The sequence below is a fragment of the Marinobacterium rhizophilum genome (genome assembly GCF_024397915.1).
Taxonomy (GTDB): domain Bacteria; phylum Pseudomonadota; class Gammaproteobacteria; order Pseudomonadales; family Balneatricaceae; genus Marinobacterium_A; species Marinobacterium_A rhizophilum_A.
Map to the genome: position 1 here is coordinate 928,215 of NZ_CP073347.1, position 18,049 is coordinate 946,263.

19 protein-coding genes are annotated in these 18,049 nt (G+C 60.6%); 13 read left to right on the plus strand and 6 right to left on the minus strand.

What is annotated here, in order from left to right:
• Positions 1 to 203: 203 nt before the first annotated feature.
• From KDW95_RS04040 to KDW95_RS04070, 7 genes are all read left to right on the plus strand, one after another.
• Positions 204 to 1,064, plus strand: coding sequence for a MurR/RpiR family transcriptional regulator (locus KDW95_RS04040; protein WP_255854988.1), 861 nt, complete (start codon positions 204 to 206; stop codon positions 1,062 to 1,064).
• Between the two features lie 26 nt (positions 1,065 to 1,090).
• Positions 1,091 to 1,837, plus strand: coding sequence for a response regulator (locus tag KDW95_RS04045; RefSeq protein ID WP_255854989.1), 747 nt, complete (start codon positions 1,091 to 1,093; stop codon positions 1,835 to 1,837).
• A gap of 77 nt (positions 1,838 to 1,914) precedes the next feature.
• Positions 1,915 to 3,363 (plus strand): ATP-binding protein, encoded by a 1,449-nt coding sequence (locus KDW95_RS04050; protein WP_255854990.1) that lies wholly within the window; start codon positions 1,915 to 1,917, stop codon positions 3,361 to 3,363.
• A 144-nt stretch (positions 3,364 to 3,507) separates the two neighbouring features.
• A complete protein-coding gene (locus tag KDW95_RS04055) occupies positions 3,508 to 4,755 on the plus strand; it encodes an ABC transporter substrate-binding protein (RefSeq protein ID WP_255854991.1) in 1,248 nt (415 codons plus the stop codon).
• 70 nt (positions 4,756 to 4,825) lie between these two features.
• Positions 4,826 to 5,761: a carbohydrate ABC transporter permease gene (locus KDW95_RS04060; protein WP_255854992.1), complete on the plus strand. Its 936-nt coding sequence runs from the start codon at positions 4,826 to 4,828 to the stop codon at positions 5,759 to 5,761.
• Positions 5,754 to 6,626 (plus strand): carbohydrate ABC transporter permease, encoded by an 873-nt coding sequence (locus tag KDW95_RS04065; RefSeq protein ID WP_255854993.1) that lies wholly within the window; start codon positions 5,754 to 5,756, stop codon positions 6,624 to 6,626. Before KDW95_RS04060 ends, KDW95_RS04065 begins: the two co-directional genes overlap by 8 nt.
• A 24-nt stretch (positions 6,627 to 6,650) precedes the next feature.
• Positions 6,651 to 7,769, plus strand: a complete 1,119-nt coding sequence (locus tag KDW95_RS04070) for an ABC transporter ATP-binding protein (protein WP_255854994.1) — start codon at positions 6,651 to 6,653, stop codon at positions 7,767 to 7,769.
• A gap of 269 nt (positions 7,770 to 8,038) precedes the next feature.
• On the opposite strand, the gene KDW95_RS04075 is transcribed toward KDW95_RS04070, so the two are convergent.
• The 4 genes from KDW95_RS04075 to fucP form a co-directional block, all read right to left on the minus strand.
• On the minus strand, positions 8,039 to 8,809 hold the full coding sequence (locus KDW95_RS04075) for a hypothetical protein (RefSeq protein WP_255854996.1): 771 nt from the start codon (positions 8,807 to 8,809) through the stop codon (positions 8,039 to 8,041).
• Between the two features lie 251 nt (positions 8,810 to 9,060).
• Positions 9,061 to 9,216 (minus strand): hypothetical protein, encoded by a 156-nt coding sequence (locus KDW95_RS04080; RefSeq protein ID WP_255854997.1) that lies wholly within the window; start codon positions 9,214 to 9,216, stop codon positions 9,061 to 9,063.
• 69 nt (positions 9,217 to 9,285) lie between these two features.
• Positions 9,286 to 9,918 (minus strand): PRC-barrel domain-containing protein, encoded by a 633-nt coding sequence (locus KDW95_RS04085; RefSeq protein ID WP_255854999.1) that lies wholly within the window; start codon positions 9,916 to 9,918, stop codon positions 9,286 to 9,288.
• A 543-nt stretch (positions 9,919 to 10,461) separates the two neighbouring features.
• On the minus strand, positions 10,462 to 11,766 hold the full coding sequence (gene fucP, locus KDW95_RS04090; protein ID WP_255855000.1) for an L-fucose:H+ symporter permease: 1,305 nt from the start codon (positions 11,764 to 11,766) through the stop codon (positions 10,462 to 10,464).
• A gap of 188 nt (positions 11,767 to 11,954) precedes the next feature.
• On the opposite strand from fucP, the gene KDW95_RS04095 reads away from it, so the two are divergent.
• Genes KDW95_RS04095 through gloA2 form a run of 3 tightly spaced genes read left to right on the plus strand, consistent with a single transcriptional unit; the run spans position 11,955 to position 13,572 of the window.
• Positions 11,955 to 12,302, plus strand: coding sequence for a DUF4144 domain-containing protein (locus tag KDW95_RS04095; protein ID WP_255855001.1), 348 nt, complete (start codon positions 11,955 to 11,957; stop codon positions 12,300 to 12,302).
• A gap of 57 nt (positions 12,303 to 12,359) precedes the next feature.
• Positions 12,360 to 13,103, plus strand: coding sequence for a metal-dependent hydrolase (locus KDW95_RS04100; protein WP_255855002.1), 744 nt, complete (start codon positions 12,360 to 12,362; stop codon positions 13,101 to 13,103).
• A 46-nt stretch (positions 13,104 to 13,149) separates the two neighbouring features.
• Positions 13,150 to 13,572 (plus strand): SMU1112c/YaeR family gloxylase I-like metalloprotein, encoded by a 423-nt coding sequence (gene gloA2, locus KDW95_RS04105; RefSeq protein WP_255855003.1) that lies wholly within the window; start codon positions 13,150 to 13,152, stop codon positions 13,570 to 13,572.
• A gap of 365 nt (positions 13,573 to 13,937) precedes the next feature.
• Here the strand turns inward: gloA2 and KDW95_RS04110 are convergent, their stop codons facing one another.
• Complete coding sequence (locus KDW95_RS04110) at positions 13,938 to 14,903, minus strand: Gfo/Idh/MocA family protein (protein ID WP_255855004.1); 966 nt, start codon at positions 14,901 to 14,903, stop codon at positions 13,938 to 13,940.
• A gap of 150 nt (positions 14,904 to 15,053) precedes the next feature.
• On the opposite strand from KDW95_RS04110, the gene KDW95_RS04115 reads away from it, so the two are divergent.
• Together KDW95_RS04115 and KDW95_RS04120 are read left to right on the plus strand one after the other, a co-directional pair.
• Entirely contained in the window at positions 15,054 to 16,112 is a 1,059-nt protein-coding gene (locus KDW95_RS04115) for a hypothetical protein (RefSeq protein WP_255855005.1), read from the plus strand.
• 68 nt (positions 16,113 to 16,180) lie between these two features.
• Complete coding sequence (locus KDW95_RS04120) at positions 16,181 to 16,813, plus strand: DUF502 domain-containing protein (RefSeq protein ID WP_255855006.1); 633 nt, start codon at positions 16,181 to 16,183, stop codon at positions 16,811 to 16,813.
• Between the two features lie 97 nt (positions 16,814 to 16,910).
• On the opposite strand, the gene KDW95_RS04125 is transcribed toward KDW95_RS04120, so the two are convergent.
• Positions 16,911 to 17,417 (minus strand): CHRD domain-containing protein, encoded by a 507-nt coding sequence (locus KDW95_RS04125; RefSeq protein ID WP_255855007.1) that lies wholly within the window; start codon positions 17,415 to 17,417, stop codon positions 16,911 to 16,913.
• Positions 17,418 to 17,634: 217 nt separating this feature from the next.
• On the opposite strand from KDW95_RS04125, the gene arfB reads away from it, so the two are divergent.
• Complete coding sequence (arfB, locus tag KDW95_RS04130; RefSeq protein WP_255855008.1) at positions 17,635 to 18,048, plus strand: alternative ribosome rescue aminoacyl-tRNA hydrolase ArfB; 414 nt, start codon at positions 17,635 to 17,637, stop codon at positions 18,046 to 18,048.
• Position 18,049: the final 1 nt, after the last annotated feature.

Below are 18,049 nucleotides of genomic sequence, written 5' to 3' on the forward strand. Positions count from 1 at the left end.
ATTCAACGAATATGTGGTGATCCTATCGGGGCTAAAATGGTGAGTCAATAAATTATTTTGTAAAACTTACCAAAATAAAGCGCATTCGATGGTCTCACAACACCGCTAATGTAAATTCTGCACGGTTGGCAGGCTATCCGGGGGGCGTTATAGTGGGCGCCTGAACGGAATGTTGATAATTTACCAATTTATTAGAGTCTGCCATGAGCACGAACAGTGTTAACCTTCTCGAGCAGATTCGCCAGCGCCTCGACAGCCTTAACAAGTCTGAACACAAGGTGGCAACGGTGATTCTGCGTGACCCCCAAACAGCCACCCGGCTGAGCATCACGGCGCTGGCCCAGGCTTCGGGAGTCAGTGAACCTACGGTCAATCGGTTCTGTCGGGGGTTCGACAATCGAGGTTACCCGGATTTCAAGATCCAGCTGGCCCAGAGTCTGGCGGTGGGCATGCCGTACGTCACCCGCAGTGTAGAGCAGGATGACTCGACCGAAGACTATACCGACAAGATTTTCTCCTCGACCATAGCCGCACTGGACGCCGCACGGCAGGGCTTCGAGCCTGCGCTGATCACCCGGGCGGTGGATTACCTCAGCCAGGCCAAGCAGGTGTCCTTTTTCGGCCTAGGGGCGTCCGGCCCCGTGGCGATGGATGCACAGCACAAGTTTTTTCGGCTCAATATCCCGGTGATGGCCTACGATGACGTACTGATGCAGCGCATGGTGGCGGCCGGTGCCAATACCGGCGATGTGGTGGTACTTATTTCCTATACGGGCCGCACCCGGGAGCTGGTGGATATTGCCCGCCTGGCCCGCGAGAGTGGCGCAACGGTGATTGGCATTACCAGCGAAGGCTCCCAGCTGGCAGCCGAGTGTACGCTGCTGCTGTCGGTTCCCAGTCATGAAGACACCGACATCTATATGCCAATGATCTCCCGCATCATTCAACTGACCCTGCTGGATGTACTGGCGACCGGGGTGACCCTGCGCCGCGGGGTGGATTTCCAGCGCTATCTGAAGAAGATCAAGGACAGCCTGGTGCCCACGCGGTATCCGCAGGATTAGCTAAACCACGGGTCTGGCGAATAAAAATGACAACCCAGAACAAACCGATCTATGTGGTGGATGACGACGCCCAGATTCGCTCGCTGCTGCGCAGCTATCTTGAGCGTAACCAGTTTGCGGTGAAAACCGCCGCCGATGGCGAGAGCCTGTTGCGGGAGTTGCGCAACGGCGTACCGGCGGCGCTGGTGGTGCTGGATATCATGCTGCCGGGGGATGACGGTTTCGAAATCTGCCGCAAGCTGCGCACCTTTTCCCGGGTGCCGGTTATCATGCTGACCGCCAGTTCCGACGAAATGGACCGTATTGTCGGACTGGAAATCGGCGCCGATGACTATCTTGCCAAACCCTTCAATCCGCGCGAGCTGCTGGCGCGGATCAAGGCCATACTGCGGCGCAGCGATGCCCAGCCCGGGGAGGCTGTCGCTGCGGTATCGGAGCGCTATCTGCGCTTTGCCGGGTTTGAGCTTGACTCAACCACCCGTGCGCTCTGCACCCTGGATGGCGAGGCGCTGGTGCTGTCCGGGGCGGAGTACGACCTGCTGCGCCTCCTACTGGATCACGCCGGCGAAGTTCTGAGTCGCGACCTTATTGCAGAACAGACCCGCGGCCGCGACAACCTGCCGATGGACCGTTTTATCGATGTGCAGATCAGCCGCCTGCGACAGCGCTTGCACGATGATGCCCGCTCGCCCCGGCTGATCAAGACGGTACGCGGGCAAGGGTACGTTCTGGCAGCAGACGTGGTGGCCAGTAACGCGTCGGTGCGCCCGTAACGGACAGCGCGGGGGCACCTGCTGGCGGAAAGAGCATAACTGGCCTGCGAGCCTTGTCGGCAGGCAGGAGAGGGAATATGAGAGCTCTGGCAAAAGCGCTGCGGCACTGGCCCCGTTCGTTGTCCAGTCGCATCCTGCTGGTATTGGGCATGGGCGTTCTGCTTGCCCAGCTGGTGTCCAGCGCCATCTGGCTGACGCAGTGGCGGGCCGACACTGCACGAAACGTGCAGGAAATGTCGCGTCATATGGCCTTTAGAGTCGCGGCAACGGTGCAGTTTTTTACCGAGTTGCCCGTGGCCTATCGTCACCTGATTCTTGATCAGTTGCGGGATATGGGCGGCACACGCTTTTTCGTGACCCTTAACCACGAGTACATTCGGATCAATGATCTGCCGGATTCAGCGCTCAAGCTTCAGGTGGTGCAGCAGTTCCGCGATGTGCTGCAGCGCCAGCTCGGGGTCAAAGATGGCCTCGAAATTGCTTTTTCCCGCCCGGCCGACCTGCACGTCATCAAGAACGATATTCTGCTGCACGACCTGCCCGAACGCTGGGGTGGCCAAAGCCTGTTGCTGGGTTCGCGCGAGGCGCCCATTCTGGTGATTCAGATTCCCATGGCCTCCGATCAGTGGCTTTACCTGGCTACCCTGATGCCGGATCCGGACTTTCTCGAGGCGAGCACACCACTGTCGCGGGAGCGACTGCTGTCGCTGCTGGTGTCCCTGGGTGTCATGCTGCTGTTCGGGGCCTGGATCGTGCGCTCGCTCACCCGGCCGCTGAGGCGCCTGGCGCAGGCAGCCGAGAGCTTTGGCCAGGGGGAAGCCCGAGCGCTGCCGGAGACCGGCAGTCGGGAGCTTGAGACCACGGCGCGGGCCTTCAATGCGATGCAGCTGCGCATTCAACGCTACCTGGATGATCGTGAGCGGCTGTTTGCGTCGATTTCCCATGACCTGAAAACACCCATCACGCGGCTGCGGCTGCGTGCCGAACTGCTGGAGGATGAAACCGAGCGTGATGCGTTCTGTCATGACCTCGAAGATCTCGACATGCTGGTCAAGGGCGCACTGCAAAGCGTGAAGGACACGGATATCCATGAAAACAGGGTGGAAGTGGACCTGCATCGCATGCTCTGTTACCTGCGTGACGGTGCGGCCCTGGCCGGCAAAGTCGTTACACTCAGTGGCGAGCAGAGGGCGCCTTTTTTCGGCAAGCCGCTGGCGCTGCGCCGCTGCCTGGGCAACCTGGTGGACAATGCGCTCTATTACGGCGGCTCTGCCGATATCCGCATCCAGGATGGCGATGAAGGGTTGCAGATTTCGGTGACTGACCGCGGTCCGGGGATTCCCAGTGCCCAGCTCGAGCGCGTATTCAGCCCCTACACCCGGCTGTCCAGCAGTCTGTCTGCCCACCCGGGCATGGGGCTGGGCCTGTCGATCGCCCGCAATATTGCCCGCGCCCACGGTGGCGATATCGTCTTGAGCAACCGCGCAGGGGGTGGTCTGGAGGCGCTACTTGTCTTGCCGCGCTAGGCCAGCTGCGCTGCCGTCCTGTTGCACTTTGTTACAATTCCTTGCGTAAGGTTACCCCTTTCCTGTGGGGCGTTTGTTAATTTACGTACATCCGGTTCAGGGCTGCAACAGCCCCCGGGGATAACAATAAAACAGGATGAAATGATGAAGACTCTGAAGACCTGCCTTAGCGGTATTGCCCTCTCTGTTGCCTGCGCGGGTGCCTCTGCGGGCGAAGTGGAAGTCTTGCACTACTGGACCTCCGGTGGTGAAGCTGCGGCTGTCAATGTGTTGAAGCAGCAAATGGAAGCGGCCGGCCATACCTGGACTGACTTTGCCGTCGCCGGCGGTGGTGGCGAGTCCGCCATGACCGTACTCAAATCCCGAGCCGTATCCGGCAATCCGCCGTCCGCCGCTCAGATCAAGGGGCTGGATATCCAGGAATGGGGCGAGCTGGGGTTCCTGAGCTCCCTGGACGATGTTGCCGCCGCCGGTGAATGGGATTCGCTGCTGCCCGCTGTGGTCAGCGATGTGATGAAGTACGACGGCCACTATGTTGCCGTTCCGGTCAACGTCCACCGTGTCAACTGGCTCTGGGCCAACCCCGAAGTCTTCAGGAAGGCCGGCGCCGAGATCCCTACTACCTGGGAACAGATGATCGAAGTCGGCCCCAAGCTCAAGGCTGCCGGCATCATTCCACTGGCCCACGGCGGCCAGGCCTGGCAGGACGCCACGACCTTTGAAGCCATCGCTCTGGCAGAGGGTGCAGACTTTTACCGCAAGGCCTTCGTGGAACATGACGAAGCCACCTTGCAGGGCGAGACCATGATCAAGGTGCTGTCGACCTTCAAGCAGTTGCGTGAGCTTATCGATGCCGACTCAAGCGGCCGGGACTGGAACGTGGCCACATCCATGGTGATTAACGGCCAGGCGGCCATGCAGATTATGGGTGACTGGGCCAAGGGTGAATTCACCGCCGCCGGCAAGACTCCGGGCACTGACTATGTCTGCATGCCAGCACCGGGTACCGCGGACATGTTCACCTTCAACATCGACAGCCTGGCCATGTTCACGCAGTCCGAAGACAACCGTCAGCAGGCGCAGCATGAACTGGCCAAGATGGTGATGGAGCCCAAGTTCCAGGAAACCTTCAACCTGAACAAGGGCTCGATTCCGGCGCGTCAGGGGATGGATCGTACACCATTCGATGCCTGTGCACTGGCATCCATGGACGACTTTACCCAGAGTGCCGAGAAGAACTCGCTGGTGCCGAGCATGGCCCACGGCATGTCCACCAGCTCCCGCGTACAGGGTGCCATCTATGATGTGGTGACCAACTACTTCAACTCCAGTGATATCACCGCCGAGCAGGCCGCCGAGAAACTGGCCCGCGCTGTCAACGCCAGTCTGTGACAGGTGGCGGCCGCTGACCCGGATCCCGGGTTGGCGGTGGCATTGAACCCCTCTCTACCGGTACCCCCTTATGAATCCCAAAACCCTCTCGCTGCCCGAAACCGGGACGGTGCGACCTGTCACGCTGCGGCTACAGGACAGGCTGGCTGCCCAACTGCCCAAGCTCGTGCTGGCGCCAACCGTTATCGTCACCCTGGTGGCCGTGTACGGCTACATGATCTGGACAGGCCTGCTGTCCCTCACCAGCTCGCGCATTCTGCCGGTGTGGAAGTTCATCGGCACCGAGCAGTACGGCAAGTTGCTGGAAAATGACCGCTGGGGTGTCGCGGTCGAAAACCTGATTATTTTTGGTGGTCTCTTTATCCTGATCTGCCTGGTGCTGGGTGTGCTGATGGCCATCCTGCTGGACCAGAAGATACGGGCCGAAGGCGCACTGCGTACCATTTACCTCTACCCCATGGCGATCTCGTTTATCGTCACCGGTACTGCCTGGAAGTGGCTGCTGAACCCGGGCCTCGGGTTGCAGAAAACCCTGCGTGACTGGGGCTTTGAGGGCTTTACTTTCGACTGGCTGGTCAATCCGGACAGGGTTGTTTACTGCCTGGTGATCGCAGCAGTCTGGCAGTCGTCCGGTTTCGTGATGGCGCTCTTTCTGGCCGGGCTTCGCGGTGCGGACCAGGAAATGATCAAGGCCGCTCAGCTCGATGGCGCCAGCATGCCCATGATCTACCGTCGTATTATCCTGCCGAGCCTGAAGCCGGTGTTCTTCAGTGCCTTCGTGATCCTGTCGCATATCGCGATCAAGAGCTTTGACCTGGTGGCGGCGCTCACCGGTGGCGGGCCGGGCTATGCGTCGGACCTGCCGGCGACCTTCATGTACCAGCACGCCTTTACCCGTGGCCAGATGGGCCTGGGCGCGGCCAGTGCCATGCTGATGCTCGGCGGTGTGCTCGCCATCCTGGTGCCCTATCTGTATTCGGAACTCAGGAGCAAGAAAAATGGTTAAGCCTCAGCAGACTCTGAATCAGCAACTGCTGCGTTACGGTCTCTACGCGATACTGGCGCTGGCAGCACTTGTCTACCTGTTGCCTCTGTGGGTGATGTTGCTGACGTCTCTCAAGGACGTGGAAGAAATTCGCACGGGTACCTTGCTGTCACTGCCCGCCAGTATCAACTTCGACGCCTGGGGCAAGGCCTGGAGTGGCGCCTGTACCGGCAGTACCTGCGAGGGCATAGCGCCCTTTTTTGGCAACTCGTTCCAGATCGTCATACCGGCGGTGCTGATCTCAACCCTGGTGGGTTCGCTTAACGGCTATGTGTTGTCGTTGTGGAAATTTCGCGGCAGCGAGATTCTGTTCGGGGCCATGCTGGTAGGCTGCTTCATCCCGTTCCAGGTGATTCTGCTGCCCATGGCGCGCATGCTGGCAACCCTGGGGCTGGCCAACACCACCACGGGACTGGTCGCAGTACATGTTACTTACGGTATCGCCTTTACTACTTTGTTTTTCCGAAACTTTTATGTCGGGCTTCCGAAAGAACTCATTGCCGCGGCGCGGCTCGACGGTGCCGGTTTCTTCTTCATCTTCCGCCGCGTGGTGCTGCCACTGTCGACGCCCATTATCGTTGTCTGCGTGATCTGGCAGTTCACCCAGATCTGGAACGACTTCCTGTTCGGTGTGGTGTTCTCCGGTGCTGATACGCAGCCGGTGACCGTGGCGCTGAACAACCTGGTCAACACCAGTTTTGGCGGCAAGGAATATAACGTCGATATGGCGGCGGCCCTGATGGCGGCGCTGCCGACCCTGCTGGTGTACGTGCTGGCAGGCAAATACTTTGTACGCGGTCTGACCGCCGGTGCCGTAAAAGGCTGATCGAACAACAAGAGGTTTCTCCCCATGGCGAGTTTAACGATTGATAACGTAACCAAGGCATACGGTCAGACCCAGGTGCTCAAGGGCATCAATATTGCCATCGAGAAGGGCGAGTTCCTGATCCTGGTGGGGCCATCCGGCTGCGGCAAATCCACCCTGATGAACAGCATCGCGGGGCTCGAAGATGTGTCCGGTGGCCGTATTTTGATTGGCGATGCCGATATCACCGAAGCGGCGCCCAAGGATCGGGATATCGCCATGGTGTTCCAGTCCTACGCGCTCTATCCCAATATGTCGGTGCGGGAAAACATCGCCTTTGGGCTGGAGATCCGCAAGGTGCCCAGGCCCGAGCGCGAGAAGGAAGTGCAGCGCGTCGCCAGCCTGCTGCAGATCGAGCCACTGCTGGATCGCAAGCCCGGCCAGTTGTCCGGCGGCCAGCGTCAGCGTGTGGCCATGGGCCGTGCCCTGGCGCGCCGCCCCAAGCTGTATCTGTTCGATGAACCGCTGTCCAACCTCGATGCCAAGCTGCGCGTTGAAATGCGCACCGAGATCAAGAAGCTGCACCAGCGACTGGGTACTACCATCGTCTACGTCACCCATGACCAGATCGAAGCCATGACGCTGGCAGACCGCATTGCCGTCATGCGCGGTGGTGAGCTGCTGCAGCTGGCAACGCCGCAGGAAATCTACGACAACCCGGTAAACCAGTTTGTAGCGGGGTTCATGGGCTCCCCGGCGATGAATTTTGTTCCCTGCACCCTGGTGGCCAGTGACACCGGTCTGGGCGTCGAGATAACCGACGGCGAGGGTAATCCGTGCTGGCTGCCGGTACCTAACCCCGAGCGCCTCGGTGCCTATGCTGGCAAAAAGGTGGTCCTGGGTCTGCGCCCCGAAATGGTGACCGATCCTGTGCCCCACAAGGCCGACGATGCGATGGTGCGGCATGTACCGATGAAGGTGCTGGTGACCGAGCCCACCGGCGCAGATACCATGCTGGTGTCCGAGGTCAATGGCGTCGAAATCAACTGCCGCATCAATCCGGGCTACAGCACGCCGGTCGGGCAGGTGGTGCCGCTGATGTTCGACATGAGCAAGGTGGTGTTTTTCGACCCGGCGACCGAAGCGCGCATCGATCGCGCCTGAGCGCCAAAGAGCTCAACTGCTGCCGAGTCTGGAGTTGTAATCCGGCCTGTATTTTTTGTTTAGATACGTATCTGATATTAAAAATACATATCAAGATGCAGATCTTGGCTCAGGTTGCCCGCTTTTATCTGGCTTTTTTTGCAGGCCTGAACGTTCAAGAGGTGAAAGAGCAATGCATGAAAAATGCGGGGCGCGCTGCGCCCCGCATCGTCGTTAATGCCCAAATTTGGCGACGCTCGCCGTGCGCGAGTCGCGCCGCCAGTAACCGCTCAGTGCTTGCTCAGCTCAACCTGCGCACCCGCAGCGGGCGTTGCTGGTGTTACTGGCAGCGGCGCACTGTCCGCCTTGGGCAGCAGGGCGATCAGGTTGTTGGCCGTCGCTTCGACCACAGAGGTGAAGGTAATGGTGTTTTCCTTGCTGGTTTCCTGGGCCAGGTTCAGCTCTTCCACCCCTTCCCAGACAATGCTGCCATCGGTGCTGTCCCAGATCTGGATAAACAGTCGAATATTGGCGTGGCTGGTCTGGTAGACCCGAAACCCCAGCATGCTGAAGCGTCCCCGGGAGGCCTGTCGAAAGTTCGCCAGGTTCAGCTGTACCAGATACCGCGCCTGGGTGGCATCGCCTACGCGCCTGAGGCTGGCACCGTCAAAGATGCCGGTTTCACGGTAGTCCTCGAACATGCGGTTATATTCCGCGGCCAGTCCGGCCTTGTTGATCGCGCCCAGGGTTTCGGGCAGGGCCGTGACGGTGATATCCGGCCGTTCCCGCGCCAGGGTGTTGGCAAACACAAAGGCCAGCACCTGCTTGTCTTCTTCCTGGCCGGTGATGGTGGATGGACTGATAAAGGCCACGCCCTGGGTACGCAGGTCTTCTGCTGTCAGCGCGATGGCATTGTGCTGCGCTGATGAATAGTTCTGGTTGATGCTGCAGGCGCCGAGCAGGCCGGCGATACAGAGCATGAGCAGCAGGTAACCCAGGTGGCGCCTGAGTTGACGGGGATCAAGGGAGAGGGCGCTAGCGGTCTTTTCCCGGGGTTTCATCGGTGGTACCTCCAATGCAATGGGGCTGCACGGCACCTGGATCGAAGCAGGCGAGTCGCCGGGCGCCGCGGCGCACGCCTGTTACGACAAGTGTAGACGCTGTGCCGCTATTGATGGGGCTGCCCGGAATCGGCCAGCGCCCTGGATGCGCTCAAAGACTGCCGGAATCAACCGCTGCCGCGGCCCGGTGAGTGGCCTGACGAGTCGGATGGCGACTTGCTGATGGGGGAGCGAAGGCTGTGGCCTTGCCCCTAGCTATGGGTGACGGGGGACTGAACTTCGTAGCCTTCCTGGTGCAGCAGGTACCCGGCGGTACCACCGATAGCCGTGCCGGCCAGGAAACCACAGCCCTGCAGCAAGAGCGCAAGGGCGGCAGTCGCAAAGGTAAAGCTGATTGTGGTATGCATGCTATGGCTCCTGTTCGGGATATCCCGGCGGTGTCTGCCGGACGCCACCGCGCCAGGCAGACGGGGTCATCAGTACTGACCTTCGCTGTACGTGGTACCGGTCGCGCCGGCATCGGGTGCCGGTGCCCCGGGCATCTTCGAGTCCTGTTGCTGCGGCGCGTCGGATACCGGCTCGAACGCCGAAAGCTCGCTGATGGGCCGGTCGGCTGGTTCAAGTTCCACATACGCCTCGGACACATAGTCCCCGCGGGTCTGCAGCTCTTCGCCAGATGCCTGGATGAGCAGCTGCTTTTCGTCTGCGAGCTCCAGGGTTTCGACGGGCACGGCGATCTCCCTGGCACCGAAGCCCAGTACGCCGCCCGACGAGATCACCGCCGCTATGGACTCGTCGTGCCGGCTGCGCACGATCTGTTCGACCTTGCCGACTTCCTTGCCTGTGGGGTCCACCACGGTCATACGCTTGAGCTGATCGGGCGTCAGTTGCATGACACTGGCTTCAGGCGCGTCCATTTGCTGTGCCAGAGTGGTCTCCGCTCGGGTCTCGGGCTGCAAAAGGCCTGACTCCAGCGGGGTGACAGGCGCCGGTGCTGCTGTTTGTTGATCAGGCTCAGTCGTGTTCGGCTGCATTGCCGCCGATGTGCTCAGGGCGCTCAGGGCACTGATAGCCGCAGCCAGTATCGGGGTCGCTAGATTCGTTTTCATGATGTCCTCCTGCCTTGCCGCCAGATTGTTCGGGTAGGCGGCGCCAGGCACCGCAACAACCTGTGATGGTTCACCAGGGGTCAAGCGAAAAGCGTACCAGCAACCGGAGGCTCTGCCGTCGTTGTTCCGAAGTTACTGCTAGGTGGTTGTAAATCCGAGGGATTTTGATGAAAAGCTCGGCCCTCTTTGGGCTGCGCACGAGCTTGGCTGGCGTTTTGGCTTGCCTGGGCACGGGTGGGGGGAAGTGCCTGCAGCTTCCAGGTTTGTCCTTGTAACCGGTTGAATTATAAAGATTAAAAAATAAGTGGGCCGGCGGCTGGCGCAAGTGTTTCAAGTTAGCGACAGGATAATGCGTTGAGATTCCGCGACTTGCTTGCGGGGCTGCAAAAGGTGTCTGCCATCGCAGACGTTTCAGGATGGGCTGGCGTGAGGCGCCATGGCGCTGTGACACCCGCAAAACCACATCCCTGCGCTTGAGCGCAACACCCGGCAACACCCGGCAACACCCGGCAACACCCGGCAATGCCGGGTGTTGCCAGCCTGTTAGCTGGCCGCCGGCGACCTGACACCTGTCAGGCGACAGGTTGATTGGAGATCGAACAGACCGTAACGACCCACCACCAGGAAGCACAGCGCCGGGACAATAAAGGAAACTGCGCTGCCATAGGCATCGATGATCGCGCCCTGAGCCAGCGGCAGTATGGCCCCGCCAAGAATGGCCATCACCAGACCGGCAGCGCCAAATTTGGTATCTTCCCCCAGTCCCTGCAGCGCCACGCCGTAGATAGTGGGAAACATCAGTGACAGACAGCCGGAAATGGCCACCAGCGCCCAGACACCGGCGATGTTCGGGCTCATGATCATGAACAGGCACAGCGCGGCGGCCAGTACCGCCAGACCGGTCAGCAGGGCGCTGGCACGGATATAGCCCATGATCCAGGTCATGGCAAAACGGGCAAGCAGGAACAGGATCAGGCTGTACTGCAGGAAATCCCCGCCGCGGACCTCATTGACCGCCAGTGCATCCATCACGTACTGGATGGTAAAGGTCCAGATGCAGGTTTGGGCACCCACATTGAAGAACTGCGCCATCACACCGAAACGGTAATGGCGATTGCAGAACAGGCGACTCAGGGTGGCACGAAAATGCACATCACGGCTGTGGGCGACCACTTTTTCCCGGGCAGGGCGGATTCGCAGCATGGCCACGGCGATCCAGATCAGTACCAGTACACAGGCCATGCCGACATAGGGCACCATGACGGCATCCAGCTCTGCGGTCTGAACGGCCTGCAGTTCGGTGCTGGACATAAGGCTGCGTTGCTCTGCCGTGGCCGGGTTGAGCTGGGTCAGAATCAGCGCAGCGCCCAGAAAGACACCGATATTGCAGCCCACCGGATTGAAGGCCTGGGCCAGGTTCAGCCGGCGGGTGGCATTCTCGACCGGCCCCATGGCAATGACAAAGGGATTGGCGGAGGTTTCAAGTATCGACAGCCCCGCCGCCAGGATAAAGAGGGCGGCGAGAAAATAGCCGTAGGCCATCGACTGGCTGGCCGGATAGAACATGAAGGCGCCGAGCGCCGCGAAACCGAGTCCGGTCAGTACGCCCGTCTTGTAAGAGAAACGCCGATTGATAAAGGCAGCCGGCAGCGCCAGGCAGAAATAGGCCCCGTAGTAGGCGAACTGCACCAGGGCGGATTGCAGGGAGCTCATGGTGAAGATCTTGCTGAATACCTTGACCAGCGGGTCCGTCATGTTGGCGGCCACGCCCCAGGCGGCGAAGCAGGTCGTCAGCAGAATAAAGGGCAGAATCATGTCCCGAAAGACGAGAGGTGTTTTCTTGTTCATAGTGCGCCTTGTGATTCAAGCGGCCGTACAGCGGCAGTTGGATTGTCGACTGCGATTGGGCCATAGCGACATCAACAGAAAATGAACGACCGGCGCGGGCTTTGTAACATTTGTAACCTGGATGAGCAGCTCAATGGTCTTTCGGGCGTTTGTTACGATGGGCAAGGTGGCCGTGAAGGAGGCGAGAGATGAGCACAGACAATATCCAGTATCCGGCACTGCTGCAGCACCCGGACGATGATGAACTGGACGTTGTGTCCTGCAGCGAAGACTGGGTCCAAAAATGCCGGTCGCAGGCGTTTGTGGCCGGGCTTTATCCTGGTGTCCGCCTGATCGACAGCCAGGGCCGGGTGTACCCGCTAACGCTGTCGTGCGCCCGGGTACAGCTGCAAGACGGCACTGAGCAGCTCAGCCTGGATCAGGTTTTGCAACTGGTGCGCCTGCATGCCAGCCTCCAGGGCAGTTGCTGCGTGGCCAAGATCGGGGCCCGCAGCATAGCTGATGCGATACTTCTGGTAGTTCATTTAAGTGATTGATAAAAAATGATTCCTGTAACACACTTTGCGCACATTGGCGCATTCTGACAGGACCTCATGGCTGACTTTAAAACCCATACCCTGGTTGCCACCGTCATCAGCGGCGGGCTGGGCGTTGCGGCTCTGGCGACCGGCCTGGCAACACCGGCGGATGCCTTTTGCTACTGGCTGGCCGGCACCCTGGGGGGACTGCTGCCGGATATCGATTCGGACGAATCCCTGGCCCTGCGTATTGTCTTCCGGCTGTTCGGCGCCCTGGTGGCGGGGTTGCTGGCATTCTACTGGATGACCACGCTGCCGGCCTGGCAGGTGGCGGGGCTGGCATGCGCAGGCTACCTGCTGGTGCGGTTCGTGCTGCTGGCGCTGTTTGCCCGGGTGACCGTTCACCGCGGAATACTGCACAGCCTGCTGGCCAACCTGCTGTTTGGCGTTGTCGCGGTGCTGCTGTCCTACCACCTGTTTGCCCTGGAGGTGCGCCAGGCCTGGGGCATCGGCGGTTTTGTGCTGATGGGGGCCACGGTGCACCTGTTGCTGGATGAAATCTACAGCGTGGATTTGGCGGGCATGCGTATCAAGCGCTCCTTTGGCACGGCACTGAAGCTCACAGACTGGCAACAGCCGGGGCTGACGCTGCTGTTGCTGGTCGCGAGCCTCACGGGCTTCTGGCTCAGTCCGGGTGCCAGTGCCTGGGTTCAGAGCCTCGACCTGGCACTTCCGGCCTTGTCGGGAATGGACGCGCTGGCAGTATCCGACCTGCTGGCCTGGCTGCAAAAGGGCTGGCAGGCACTGCGGGCGGTGTGATGGCAAGCAATGCCTCTGGGGGCGTAGTTGAACGAGGGAGTGACGAATGACAGCTGAGACTGCAATGTCGCCAGGCGCCGGGCTGAAGGGCGCGCACCATGTGGCCATTATCTGTGGCGACTACCGACGCTCCCGCGCCTTTTATGTCGACCTGCTGGGGCTGGAGGTGATCGACGAGAATTACCGCGCCGAGCGCGATTCCTACAAGCTGGATCTGCGCCTGCCCTGCGGAAGCCGTATCGAGCTGTTTTCCTTCCCGGCCGCGCCGCCACGGCCGAGTTACCCCGAAGCCCGCGGCCTGCGTCATCTGGCTTTTGCGGTGGCGGATATCGAGCGTTCGGTAGCCTACCTGCAGTCCCGAGGTCTGGACGTGGAACCGATCCGGGTGGATGAGTACAGCGGCCAGCGCTTCACCTTTTTCAGTGACCCGGATTCGCTGCCGCTTGAGCTGTATGAAGTCGCCGATTGATTAGGCTTCGAGGCGCTCGGCGAAATCAGTACGCGGCTCAGGCCGGCTCGGCACTGGCACTGGCATAAATCTGGTCCAGTACCTGGATGAGTACAGCGGGCTGCTCAAGTTCAGTGACCCGGATGCGTTGCCGCTTGAGCTGTATGAAGTCGCCGGTTGACCCGGTTATCGTCGCTCGGCGAAATCAGTACGTGGCTCAGGCCGGCTCGGCACTGGCACTGGCATAAATCTGGTCCAGTACCTGGATGAGTACAGTGGACTGCTCAAGTTCAGTGACCCGGATGCGTTGCCGCTTGAGCTGTATGAAGTAGCCTGCTGAGTGGCAGTGCGGCTGCGCTGCTGCGGTGCTATGTCGGCCCCCCTGATCAGGCGGGCTTGGCGTTGGTGCGAATCTGGTCCAGTACCTGGATAAGGGCGGCGGACTGCTCCAGGTTGTTCCAGGCCTTGCCGGATTGCGCCTGCTCGGCGAAGGCGCGCACCATGCTGGCGTACTGGTTTTGTGGCGGAATTTCAATGATTTCGCCGGCCCCCAGGCCTCCGTCCGGTGCCAGGCGGATACGCACGCCTTCGTTAGGGGCGTTAAACGGGATTTCAAGCTCCGCCCAACCCTTGCTGCCGAGTAGCAGCAGGCGCTGATAGCGTGCCGCCTGGGTGCAGACGGTCAGGCTGAGGGTACGACCCTGGCCGTAGTCGAGCAGGGCACTGGTCTGGCGGTCGATGCCAAACTGGGGATCCAGGTCGATGCTGCTCTGCACCCTGACAGGGTCGGCACCGAAGCACCAGCGACCGGCCAGTACGGTATAGCAGCCAATATCCAGCAGGCCGCCGCCGCCCCATTCGGGCACGTTGCGCACGTTCTTGGCATCCGTCAGGCCGTAGCTGAACACCGCATGCAGGGCTCGCAGATCGCCGATGGCGGGGAGAATCTTCTGATGAATGGCACTCCACTGGGCGTGGTGGCACACCATGAAAGCTTCCATCAGGGTACCGTCGAAGCGGGCCGCGGCTTCGAGCAGCGGTTGCAGGTCCGCCCTGTCCAGGGCGATGGGCTTTTCGCACAGCACGTGCTTGCCGGCGGCCATGGCCTTGATCGCCCAGGGTACATGCAGGTGGTTGGGCAGGGGTATATAGACCGCATCAACCTGGTCATCGCTGAACAAAGCATCGTAGTTGTCGTAGTAGCGCTTCGCTCCCACCTCCGTGGCAAAGGCCCGGGCCTGCTCCAGTGAACGGGATGCCACGGCCTGAATGGGGTAGCCGGCCTCGAGTATGGCCGGTGCCAGCTGGGTGCGGGCGATTTTGGCGCTGCCCATAATTGCGAATCGAATCACTGATTTCCACTCCCTGTTGTATTTTACCGCTACGACAGTCCTTCAGGGCGGGGCCCAAGTCAAGGTCATTGCCCGGTTAATCCGGGGTATGAAGTTGACGTTAACGTAAATGGTGATATGCTCGATGCTCGTTTTCAAGGGAAGAACCCCATGAGCCAAGCCCTGATCGTTGCCGCCGCCCGAACCCAGGACAACCAGGGCTCCCTGCAGCATTGCCTGGATCTGGAAGACCGCCTGCGTGCCCGGGGTGTCGCGTTGCGTGAACTGGTGATCGAACCCCTGAGCACCGACTGGCACAGCCCGGAGCCCGAAGATCACTTTCGCAGCGGTTGCGCCCCGATCGAGGCGTTGTCCAGGGCCCGGGAACTCATCGGCGAAGGTGTGCCGGCGGTGCTGATTCGGGGGGAGGATCTGATCAAAAGCGGCTACAGCCGTGATGACCGATTGCGACTGATGGCGGTCTATGGCCCGGACTACCCCCTGACCGAGGCCTACACGGACCTGACGGAGCGTTTTCTGGCGCGCCAGGATCACAGCAGCGATAGCTTTCGCGACCTCGCCCGTGGCCTGTTCGATAACTACCGCGCTACCTTTCTTGCACAAGCCAGCCATGCGCCTGGCGCCAACCTTCCGGCTGAGCACTGGTTCGAGCCGGTCACCCGGCTGTTTCGCGGGGTGGACTGTGCCAACCCGATGGTGGACTTCAGCGGCCGGTTGCTGGTCTGCACCGCTGCGCTGGCCGATGATCTTGGGGTCGGCCCGGATGAGCGTATTGAAATCAGGGGCGTGGGACTGCGCCGACTGGCGGGGGATGGGCGCGATTATATCGACGAGATCGCCGGTTACGATCATCTGCGCCAGGCCTATCGGGATAGTTGCGAGATGGCTGGCATCGACTTCGCCGCCAGGTTCCGGGCAGGCGATGCGCTGCTGGAGGCTTATACCTGCTTTCCCGTGGTGCCCATGGCGTTTTTGCTGGTGAGCGGGTTGGTCGACGTGCTCGATGCAATGCCGGACTTCCTCGCCCGTCACAGCGTCACCATTACCGGTGGCATGAACCTGGCGCGCGGTGCCTGGAACAATCCTGCCCTGAACGCCCTGATCAGCATGCATCACCGGCTGCTGCAGGGCGAGGAGCACATCGGCCTGGTGCACGGTAATGGCGGCCTGGGCTATCGCCAGGGTGTGGCACTGCTGGCAAGAACCTGACGGGCTATGCTTAGGAGGCTAAACGGCGTGTAATCCGTTCCCGCCGTGCCAGACAGGGGAAATGGAGGATGTTCAAGTTCTTCGGCAGGAACGTGCTCACGGGCCTGATAACGACCGTGCCGATCGCCCTGACGCTCTACCTGGTGTATTGGCTGGTGGTGTCGGTCGAGGTTGCACTGGGTGCGCTGATGCGCCTTATGCTGCCTGCCGGCCTGTATGTTCCCGGCATGGGGCTGCTGGTCGGGCTGCTGCTGATGTTTGCCGTTGGCTTGCTGATGCACGCCTACCTGGTGCAGCGGCTGTTTTCGATGGCCGAAACCCTGCTGTACTCGATGCCGCTGGTCAAGTCGATCTACCGGGCTATACGCGATTTTTTCAACTACTTTTCCCCGGAAAACCACAAGGAATTCGAGCAGGTGGTGTTAGTGACCATCGGGGACACCGGCATGCGGCTGATCGGTTTCGTCACCCAGGCGCAGCCAGAGCGGCTGCCGGCGGGGGTGCGTGAAGACGACAATGTTCTCGTCTATCTGCCGCTGAGCTACATGATCGGCGGCTACGCGGTGCTGATGCCTCGCTCGGCGGTACGCCCGCTCGACATGAGCATGGAGGAGGCGATGCGCTTTACGCTGACCGCGGGCGTTACCGGCGTGGCGGTGGACGAGCACCGGCCCAGGGCAGGCCAGACTCGCACACCCTAGTGCTGCGCCACCGCGTCGCGCCCCGAAATCTATAGGGCGGGCTAGTCACCGGTCTGAATCCCGGGAGCCCGCAGGACAACCTGCGGGCTCAGGTGCCTTACATACCGGCCTTTTGCAGTTGACCACGGATGGCGCCGCCCGGGTACGAGGGGTTGTGTACGTTGATGTAGAAGTCGCCCGGGTTAGCCAGAATGCGTTCCACCATGCCGGTTTCATGGGTCGGGAACTTGCCTTTTTCGTATTCACTGACGCAGTCCGCCGCGTTGCCATCTTCAGGGCCGGCCAGGTTTGCGATAACAGGGCCGTTGCTGCCTTGCTTGCCGTGATGAATGTGGGCGGCCATGCCGGAATCCACCGGAACCATGTCAATACCCGAGACCTGCAGCGCGTAGCACAGGGTCTGGCTGTCGCCATCGACACCGAACACCAGAGCCTCACCCTTGCCATCGGCGTCACCCATGGCGCCAACCTCCTGATCTCCCGAGAGGCTTGCAGTCAGCAGGGTGTTGGTGTGACCGGCGAAGGTCAGCGGGGCGCTGGCAAGCAGCAGTCCGACCAGGCTGTGACGAAACGCGGCGCCGAGGTGTTTATTTTGCAGTTTCATGGGGGCTTCCTTATAGATCCTGAAAAATGAAGGGCTGACCCTCGTCCATCGCGGGTCTCCCTGAATAGCGATACGCCGCTGCCGGGTTTTTGGATGCCTTTGCAGGAAAAAAATTACCGCACAATCGCCGTCAGCCAGACCGCGGGTAGCTGACAGTGCGACGGGGGATCGGTATGGTGGTCGGATTTATCGTCAACGGCGGGATCAAGCCTCATTCATGCTGAAACTTACCAACCATGTCTCCATACCCGACGACGAAATCGAGCTCAATGCCATCAGGGCCCAGGGCGCGGGGGGGCAGAACGTCAACAAGGTCTCCAGCGCGGTGCATCTGCGTTTTGACATCAGGGCGTCATCGTTGCCCCAGGGCTACAAGGAACGGCTGCTGGAGCTGAAAGATTCGCGTATTACCAAGGAGGGCGTGGTGGTGCTCAAGGCACAGCAGCATCGCACCCAGGAGCGTAACCGCGAGGACGCGCTGAACCGGCTGCGGGACCTGATTCTCGGCGCCATGGTGGTCCAGAAAAGCCGTCGCCCGACCAAACCCACCAAGGGCTCGAAGGTGCGCAGGCTCGACAGCAAAACCCGCCAGGGCAAAACCAAGGCCCTGCGCGGCAAGATCGATCATTAAC

Excerpts from the sequence above, each read along its gene's own strand:
- KDW95_RS04040 (WP_255854988.1), top strand. The coding sequence starts at position 204 with ATGAGCACGAACAGTGTTAACCTTCTCGAGCAGATTCGCCAGCGCCTC.
- KDW95_RS04045 (WP_255854989.1), top strand. The coding sequence starts at position 1,091 with ATGACAACCCAGAACAAACCGATCTATGTGGTGGATGACGACGCCCAG.
- KDW95_RS04050 (WP_255854990.1), top strand. The coding sequence starts at position 1,915 with ATGAGAGCTCTGGCAAAAGCGCTGCGGCACTGGCCCCGTTCGTTGTCC.
- KDW95_RS04055 (WP_255854991.1), top strand. The coding sequence starts at position 3,508 with ATGAAGACTCTGAAGACCTGCCTTAGCGGTATTGCCCTCTCTGTTGCC.
- KDW95_RS04060 (WP_255854992.1), top strand. The coding sequence starts at position 4,826 with ATGAATCCCAAAACCCTCTCGCTGCCCGAAACCGGGACGGTGCGACCT.
- KDW95_RS04065 (WP_255854993.1), top strand. The coding sequence starts at position 5,754 with ATGGTTAAGCCTCAGCAGACTCTGAATCAGCAACTGCTGCGTTACGGT.
- KDW95_RS04070 (WP_255854994.1), top strand. The coding sequence starts at position 6,651 with ATGGCGAGTTTAACGATTGATAACGTAACCAAGGCATACGGTCAGACC.
- KDW95_RS04075 (WP_255854996.1), bottom strand. The coding sequence starts at position 8,809 with ATGAAACCCCGGGAAAAGACCGCTAGCGCCCTCTCCCTTGATCCCCGT.
- KDW95_RS04080 (WP_255854997.1), bottom strand. The coding sequence starts at position 9,216 with ATGCATACCACAATCAGCTTTACCTTTGCGACTGCCGCCCTTGCGCTC.
- KDW95_RS04085 (WP_255854999.1), bottom strand. The coding sequence starts at position 9,918 with ATGAAAACGAATCTAGCGACCCCGATACTGGCTGCGGCTATCAGTGCC.
- fucP (WP_255855000.1), bottom strand. The coding sequence starts at position 11,766 with ATGAACAAGAAAACACCTCTCGTCTTTCGGGACATGATTCTGCCCTTT.
- KDW95_RS04095 (WP_255855001.1), top strand. The coding sequence starts at position 11,955 with ATGAGCACAGACAATATCCAGTATCCGGCACTGCTGCAGCACCCGGAC.
- KDW95_RS04100 (WP_255855002.1), top strand. The coding sequence starts at position 12,360 with ATGGCTGACTTTAAAACCCATACCCTGGTTGCCACCGTCATCAGCGGC.
- gloA2 (WP_255855003.1), top strand. The coding sequence starts at position 13,150 with ATGACAGCTGAGACTGCAATGTCGCCAGGCGCCGGGCTGAAGGGCGCG.
- KDW95_RS04115 (WP_255855005.1), top strand. The coding sequence starts at position 15,054 with ATGAGCCAAGCCCTGATCGTTGCCGCCGCCCGAACCCAGGACAACCAG.
- KDW95_RS04120 (WP_255855006.1), top strand. The coding sequence starts at position 16,181 with ATGTTCAAGTTCTTCGGCAGGAACGTGCTCACGGGCCTGATAACGACC.
- KDW95_RS04125 (WP_255855007.1), bottom strand. The coding sequence starts at position 17,417 with ATGAAACTGCAAAATAAACACCTCGGCGCCGCGTTTCGTCACAGCCTG.
- arfB (WP_255855008.1), top strand. The coding sequence starts at position 17,635 with ATGCTGAAACTTACCAACCATGTCTCCATACCCGACGACGAAATCGAG.